Genomic DNA, 6,678 nt, shown 5'->3' with positions numbered 1-6,678 from the left:
GGTGCGGCGCCGCGCGGCGCCCACTGGCACGAGCTGGGCCGCACGCTGATGGCGCTGGCCTGGACGGTGGCCGCCTTCACCGCGCTGGGCGTGCTCGGTGGCCGCGTCGTGGCCGGTCACCCGGTCGAGGCGCTGTGGCCGGTGCTGCTGCTGGTGCCGATGGTCGGCGGCGCGTGGCTGGTCTACCGCGTCGCTCGGCTGGTGCTGCGGCTGGCGGCCGGCGCGACGGCCGAGGGCTTGCGCGGGCTGTGGCGCCGCGGGGCTCGGCGGCCTTGATCGGGCGCTGCCGGCCCAGCTTCATCGGACAATGCCGCCATGAACCGCGCGACGATCGTCCAACTGCTGCAGCGCCGCCTGCCCGGCTTGCTGGCGGTCTATGCCTTCGGCAGCCGCATCGACGGGACGGCGGGCCCGGCCAGCGATCTGGACCTGGCGGTGCTCGTCGCCGGTTATGCCGATCCGCTGGCCTTGTTCGAGCTGTCCGGCGAACTGGCCGACCTTGCCGGCTGCGACGTCGACCTGCTCGACCTTCGTGCCGCTTCGACCGTCATGCAGTACCGCGTGATCACGACCGGCGAACGGTGGTGGGCGGCCGACACGCGCGCCGGCCTGTTCGAGGCGGCGGCATTGAGCGAAAAAACGGCCCTCGACACGGCACGGGCCGGGCTGCTGCAGGACATCCGCCGAACGGGGACCATCCATGGCCGATGACGTGTTGCTGAACAAGGCGGCGGTGATCGAGCGCTGCGTCGGCCGTGCACGCGAGGAGTACGCCGCCAACCCGGCGGGCTTCGCCACCGACTACACGCGCCAGGACGCCGCGATCCTGAACATCCAGCGCGCCTGCGAGGCGGCCCTCGACATGGGCCAGCATCTGATCCGCCGCGAACGGCTCGGCGTGCCGCAGAGTGCGCGCGACGTCTTCGCCCTGCTGGCCCGGGCGGGCTGGATCGACGCCGGTCTGGCCGACGCGCTCAAGCGCATGGTCGGCTTCCGCAACATCGCGGTGCACGAGGATCAGGCGCTGCAACTGCCGATCACGGTCGCGATCATCACCTCGCACCTCGACGAGTTCCTGCAATACAGCCAGGCCTTGTTGCTGCGCGACGGTGGGGGCGTGGCCGGCTGAGCGAGGCCCGCGAACCCGCGTTCAGGCCAACGCTGCCGCCAGCGCCACCTGCCAGTCGGCCGGCACATCCAGATAAGCCAGGTGGCCGGCCCCGGGCAGCACGTGCAGCGCGGCACCCGGCAGCGCCGCATGCGCCGCCCGTGCTGCTTCGACGGCGAAACGTGCGTCGTATTCGCCATGCACCAGCCGCACGCGCCCGCCCAGCGCGCCCAGCGACTCGAGCGTGCCGCGTGTGCCCTTCAGCCCGTGCCGGCGCACGGCACCCAGCCACTCGCCGGAGAAGACCACCGCGCCGACCAGCCGGCGTGCGGCCTCCAGCGCCTCGGGGCGGTGCACGTCGAGTTCCAGCGTCTCCAGCGCCAGCCGCCGGGTCGCGGCGAGCGGGTCGGGCTCGGTGTCGAAGATCTGCTCCCACAGCGCACGCAGCTCGGGCCGGGCCGGGGCGCGCGTGGCTTCGGCGGCCACCGGGTAGGCGGTCGACGCCAGCACTAGGCGCTCGATGCGCTGCGGCTGCTGCTCCGCCAGCGCCTGTGCGACGACGCCGCCGAAGCTGAAACCCAGCACGTCGGCCCGCGGCAGGTCCAGCGCATCCAGCAGCGCCACGATGTCGCCGACGACGGCGTCGACCGTGTAGCGGGTGTCGTCGGCACAACGAAACGACCGCCCGCAACCGCGCAGGTCGAACAGGATCGGCCGGATGCCGCGGCCGCTGAGCCCGGCGACGGCCGGCAGCAGATAGCTGTGGTCCCAGTCGGGGCCGCCGTGGATCACCAGCAGCGGCCTGCCCGGCGTTCGCGCCTGCACGACGTGCAGATGGCCCTCGGGCGTGGAAACGTCGAAGTGCTCGAACACCGTTGCTCCTGTCGTCTTCAGCCGCCCCGCCGCACCCGCCACCACCCCGGCAGCAGCGCCCGCACCTCGGCGCGGCCGAAACGGTCGTCGACGAGGTGCAGCACGCCGCGGTCTTCCGGGGTGCGGATCACGCGCCCGGCGGCCTGCACGACCTTCTGCAGCCCGGGCACGAGGTAGGTGTAGGCCCAGCCGGCGCCGAAACGCGCTTCCAGCCGTGCCTTCATCGCCTCCTGCACCGCGTCCACCGGCGGCAGGCCCAGTGTCGCGACGAAGGCGCCGACGAGGCGCGAGCCCGGCAGGTCGATGCCTTCGCCGAAAGCGCCGCCCAGCACCGCCAGGCCGATCTGGCGCCCGCCTTCGGCGAAGGAGTCGACGAAGGCGCGGCGTTCGGCTTCGTCCATGCGGCGCTGCTGGCAGCGCAGCGGCAGTTCGGGCGCGGCGGCCTGCAGCGCGGCGGCGGTGCGTTCCAGGTAGTCGAAGCTGCTGAAGAAGGCGAGGTAGTTGCCCGGCACCTCGGCGTACTGGCGTGCGATCAGTGCCGCCAGCGGCGCCAGCGACGCTTCGCGGTCGGCATAACGGGTGGACAGCGGGGCAATGCGCACCGCCAGCTGTGCGGCGTCGAACGGCGACTCGCAGTCCAGCCAGGCGGCGATGTCGCCCAGGCCGAGCAGGTCACGCTGGTAGGGCGCCGGCGCCAGCGTCGCCGAGAACAGCACCGCGGTGTGCAGCGCCTCGAAACGGGGTTTGAGGAACGGTGCCGGCACGACACAGCGCACGCAGGCCACGGCCTCGGGATGGCCGCGCGCGCTGGGGCGGCGCGTCAGGTCGAACTGGCTGGTCGCCGGGTCCAGCAGTTCGGCCAGTTCGGCAAAACGCAGCGCGTCGAAGTGCAGCTGCAGCGCGTCGCCGGCCAGCGCGGTGGGTTGCTGCACCGCCAGCTCGCTGGCCGCCGAGATGTAGTTGCGCAGCGCGTCGAGCAGCTTGTCGGGCGCCGCGTCGGCGACTTCGAACGGCGCGTCGCCGGCCTTGGCCAGCGCGCCCAGCGCACGCGCGACGCGTTCGACCGGGCGCTTCAGCGCCGCCGGCGCCGTGCGTCTGGCGGCGCGCACGGCGGCGGCGTCCAGCGTCGCGCTGTACATCTCGCGCCCTCGCGACACCAGGTTGTGCGCCTCGTCGACCAGCGCGACCGCGCGCCAGCCGTTTTCCTGCAGCAAGGCGTGCAGCAGCGCGCCGGAGTCGAAGACGTAGTTGAAGTCGCCGACGACGACGTCGGCCCAGCGCGCCATCTCCTGCGCCAGGTAGTAGGGGCAGACGGCGTGTCCGGCGGCGACGGCGGGCAGCGCCTCGGGGTCGTGCTCCAGCGCGCCCAGCGCCGCCTGGCGCGCCGCCGGCAGGCGGTCGTAGAAGCCGCGTGCCAGGCGGCAGTCGTCGCCGTGGCAGGCGCGGCCGGGTTCGGCGCAGGCCTTGTCGCGTGCGACGAGCTGCAGCACACGCAGCGGGCGCGCGCCGCCGGCGCGCAGCGTCGCCAGCGCGTCCAGCGCCAGGCGCCGGCCGGGCGTCTTGGCGGCGAGGAAGAAGACGCGGTCCAGGCGCTGGCCGGGCAGGGCCTTCAGCGTCGGGAACAGCGTCGCCATCGTCTTGCCGATGCCGGTGGGCGCCTGCGCCAGCAGCGGCCGGCCGGCGCGTGCGGCGTTGTAGACCGCGGTCGCCAGTTCACGCTGGCCGGCGCGGAAGGCGTCGTGCGGCCAGGCCAGCGCCGACAGCGCGGCGTCGCGGGTGGCGCGGTGTGCGATTTCGGCGTCGGCCCAGGCGGCGAAGCGGCTGCACAGCGCCTCGAAGTGGGCCTGCAGCTCGGCGGCGGTCAGCGTCTCGTCGAAGACGGTTTCGCTCTCGCGGTCGATGTCCCAGTAGAGCACGCGCACCGTCACACGCGGCAGCTCGTGCATGGTGGCCAGCAGCGCGCCGTAGACACGTGCCTGGGCGCGGTGCAGCGCGCGGTGGTGCTCGGGGGATGCGATCGACCGGGCCGCGGTGGGTCTTGACCTCCTCGACCAGCGCGCGCCCCAGGTCGACACCGTCGGCACGGCCGCGCACGCGCAGCTGCTGCCAGCGGCCTTCGAGCGCGACCTCGCTCTCGTGCCCGGGGCCGCGGCGCGCGGCGACGCGGCGGTGGCCAGCGATGCCTTCGGCGGCCGTCGGTGCCGGCGTGAAACGCAGGTCCAGGTCGCCGGTCTTGGCCGCGAAGGCACACAGCGCGCGCACCGGCACGGTGTAGGCGGGCGCGTCGGCCGGTGTGTCTGCGGGCGTGTCGGTCACGGCTGTATTTTCGTCCAGTGGCAGGCCGGGTTTGCGCCTTTGCAAAGGTGCCGCGGCTGACCCTGGTTAAGGTGCCGGCACCGCCGCGCCGCCGGCAACGAGACCTGCCGATGTCCTGGGACACCGCCTCCGCCGCCCACGCCGACCTGCCTGCCGGCGACGACCTCGACTTCTACCGCGCGCTGCACCGCGCGTTGGACACCACGCTGCACGGCGGCCGCGGCAGCACCGCCGGCGTCGAGCGCCTGATGGCGCAGGCGGTCGACACCTTCGACGGCAACGTGCGCCTGCGCTGCGGCGACGAGCCCCCGCTGGCCTGCCGCAAGGCCTGCGCGACCTGCTGCCAGCTGCGTGTCGTCGCGACGATGCCCGAGGTGCTGCTGGCCGCGCACTTCCTCGCCCGCGTGGCGCCACCGCTGGCCGACCGCGGCATCGACCTCGTCGGCGCCTTGCGTGCCGCAGAGGCGAAGACCCACCGCCGCAGCGAGGCCGAACGTGCCGCCGACCCGGTGCGCTGCCCTTTCCTGGCGCAAGGTGTCTGCGTCATCTACCCGGTGCGCCCGCTGGCCTGCCGCGGCCACGCGTCGACCGACGCCCGCGCCTGCGCCGAAGCCGCCGCCGGCCGCCGCGCCGAGGTGCCGTCCAGCGCCGGCCACCGCCAGGTGCGCGCGCTGGTGCAGGGGGCGCTGCAGTCCTCGCTGCGCGACGCCGGCCTGGCCTGGGGCGTCTACGAGTTCAACGAGGCGCTGGTGACGGCGCTGGACCACCCCGGCCCCGCCGCCGCCTGGTGGGCGGGCGACGACCCGCTGGCCGGCGCGCGCTGCGACGAGCTCGCGCCGGGCGAGCAGGAAGCGGTGTTCGACCGCCTGCGGCCGGGAGCAGGCTGAACGCCGCGGTGTCGAAGCGGCTTGCCGGTGTAAACAATATTGTTTACATTGGGTGCCTCCATGTCGAAGTACCCCGCACTCTTCAGCCCCGACGCCGACGGCGGTTACGTCGTCACGTTCCGCGACATCCCCGAAGCGATCACGCAAGGCGACACGCTGGCCGAAACCGAGCAGGCCGCAGCCGACGCCTTGCTGACCGCGATGGACTTCTATTTCGAGGATCAGCGCCCGGTGCCGCCGCCCAGCGCGCTGCAGCCGGGCGAAGCCTGGGTGGCGCTGCCCTTGTCGGTGGCGGCCAAGGTGGCGCTGCTCAACGAGCTGTGCCGGCAGCAGCTGCGCCCGGCCGAGCTGGCGCGCGCGATGGGCGTGCGTCCGCAGGAGGTGACACGCCTGCTGGACCTGTCGCACGCGACCAAGATCGACACCATCGGCCGTGCCTTCTCGGCGATCGGCAAGGACCTGGCCTTGGTCGTCAGCTGAGCTTCAGCCGACCTCGTCCGCCAGCTCCAGCAGCATCTTCGACGGTGGCCCGTAGCTGACGAGGTGCAGCTCCAGCCCGGCCGCAGCGGGCGAGGCGAAGGCGCGGCGCATCGCGGCGCCGATCCAGGCCTCGTCGTTGCCGAAGGCGCCGCCGCCGAGTTGTGTCAGCAGCACCTGCGGCGGTTTGCCGGCGGCGGCGGCCAGGCGCGCTTCCCAGAGCGTCGCTTCGTAGGCCGCTTCGAGCACCAGCGTCGCGAAACGCGCCCAGGGCGCGCCGCGGTGGCGCGAGTAGGCGACCGGCAGCGCCGAGCAGAAGGCTTGCGAGACCACCGGCCCCGGCGGCGCGGTGACGTCGGTCACCTCGACGTCGCGGTGCACGCCGATCGCCAGCCGCGTGCGCAGCGTGTCGAGGCCGGCTTCGTCCAGCGCCGCCAGATGGGCGTCGATGGCGGTCAGGCCGTCGGCGCTGGGCAGTGCGTAGCCGTTGCGCATCTCCCAGAGCGCTTCGCGTGGCCGCCCGGTGGCCGCGGCCAGCGCCTCGCCCAGGCCGGCCAGCGCGTCGAGCTGGCGCCCGGCGGTCTGGCCGGGGCGGCCGTCCACCGGCACGAAGTAGTGGCGCACGAGGGTCGCGGCGCCGCAGGCCATCGCGCAGGCCGGGCCTTGCGTGCGGTCGTGTTCGTAGCGTGTCACGCCGTCGTCGGGCGTGACCTGCGGGCCGATCATCTCCAGCAGGTTGAACTGCGACGCCACCTGGAACAGCGCGCCGGCCAGCGCCGGGTCGCGGTGCAGTGCACGCACGTCGCCTTGCACGACGCGGCAGCGGGGTGGCGGCGCCGGCGGCAAGGCTGCGGCACGTTCACGCAGCGTGCCCAGCGTGACGAGTTCCAGCTCGCCGACGGCCCAGCTGCGGCCGGTTTCGGGCGCGTGCAGCCGGCCGTCGCGCCAGTGCAGGCGCCGACGCAGCTCGTCGGCGGCGGGTTCGGCAAAGCCGGTCAGGCGCTGGAACCAGTCCAT

General features: G+C 73.8%; 7 protein-coding genes and 1 pseudogene. 5 read left to right on the top strand and 3 right to left on the bottom strand.

Translation table 11 applies throughout. The features are described from left to right. The 3 genes from RBXJA2T_RS20355 to hepT all read left to right on the top strand — a co-directional run. Positions 1–276, top strand: a 276-nt coding sequence (locus RBXJA2T_RS20355) for a hypothetical protein (RefSeq protein WP_009856855.1), incomplete at its 5' end; no start/stop codon positions are given. A gap of 39 nt (positions 277–315) precedes the next feature. After that, the gene (gene mntA, locus RBXJA2T_RS08105; protein ID WP_009856854.1) at positions 316–711 is read left to right on the top strand and encodes a type VII toxin-antitoxin system MntA family adenylyltransferase antitoxin; all 396 of its coding nucleotides are present in this window, start codon (positions 316–318) and stop codon (positions 709–711) included. Next, positions 701–1,129, top strand: a complete 429-nt coding sequence (hepT, locus tag RBXJA2T_RS08100; protein ID WP_009856853.1) for a type VII toxin-antitoxin system HepT family RNase toxin — start codon at positions 701–703, stop codon at positions 1,127–1,129. Before mntA ends, hepT begins: the two co-directional genes overlap by 11 nt. Positions 1,130–1,150: 21 nt before the next feature. Here the strand turns inward: hepT and RBXJA2T_RS08095 are convergent, their stop codons facing one another. After that, positions 1,151–1,981, bottom strand: a complete 831-nt coding sequence (locus RBXJA2T_RS08095) for an alpha/beta fold hydrolase (RefSeq protein WP_009856852.1) — start codon at positions 1,979–1,981, stop codon at positions 1,151–1,153. Positions 1,982–1,998: 17 nt separating this feature from the next. Continuing rightward, positions 1,999–4,297: pseudogene (locus RBXJA2T_RS08090) on the bottom strand (helicase C-terminal domain-containing protein). 110 nt (positions 4,298–4,407) lie between these two features. On the opposite strand from RBXJA2T_RS08090, the gene RBXJA2T_RS08085 reads away from it, so the two are divergent. Together RBXJA2T_RS08085 and RBXJA2T_RS08080 are read left to right on the top strand one after the other, a co-directional pair. Next, positions 4,408–5,184, top strand: coding sequence for a YkgJ family cysteine cluster protein (locus RBXJA2T_RS08085; RefSeq protein WP_009856849.1), 777 nt, complete (start codon positions 4,408–4,410; stop codon positions 5,182–5,184). A 60-nt stretch (positions 5,185–5,244) separates the two neighbouring features. Beyond that, a complete protein-coding gene (locus tag RBXJA2T_RS08080; protein WP_009856848.1) occupies positions 5,245–5,664 on the top strand; it encodes a type II toxin-antitoxin system HicB family antitoxin in 420 nt (139 codons plus the stop codon). Positions 5,665–5,667: 3 nt separating this feature from the next. Here the strand turns inward: RBXJA2T_RS08080 and RBXJA2T_RS08075 are convergent, their stop codons facing one another. After that, complete coding sequence (locus RBXJA2T_RS08075; protein ID WP_009856847.1) at positions 5,668–6,678, bottom strand: hypothetical protein; 1,011 nt, start codon at positions 6,676–6,678, stop codon at positions 5,668–5,670.

The sequence above is a fragment of the Rubrivivax benzoatilyticus JA2 = ATCC BAA-35 genome, from assembly GCF_000190375.1.
Classification (GTDB): Bacteria; Pseudomonadota; Gammaproteobacteria; order Burkholderiales; family Burkholderiaceae_C; genus Rubrivivax; species Rubrivivax benzoatilyticus.
This window is presented reverse-complemented; position numbering and strand designations above follow the sequence as displayed.

Bases quoted from the DNA above. Each gene is read 5' to 3' on its own strand.
- hepT (WP_009856853.1), top strand. From the start codon at position 701: ATGGCCGATGACGTGTTGCTGAACAAGGCGGCGGTGATCGAGCGCTGC.
- RBXJA2T_RS08080 (WP_009856848.1), top strand. From the start codon at position 5,245: ATGTCGAAGTACCCCGCACTCTTCAGCCCCGACGCCGACGGCGGTTAC.
- mntA (WP_009856854.1), top strand. From the start codon at position 316: ATGAACCGCGCGACGATCGTCCAACTGCTGCAGCGCCGCCTGCCCGGC.
- RBXJA2T_RS08085 (WP_009856849.1), top strand. From the start codon at position 4,408: ATGTCCTGGGACACCGCCTCCGCCGCCCACGCCGACCTGCCTGCCGGC.
- RBXJA2T_RS08075 (WP_009856847.1), bottom strand. From the start codon at position 6,678: ATGGACTGGTTCCAGCGCCTGACCGGCTTTGCCGAACCCGCCGCCGAC.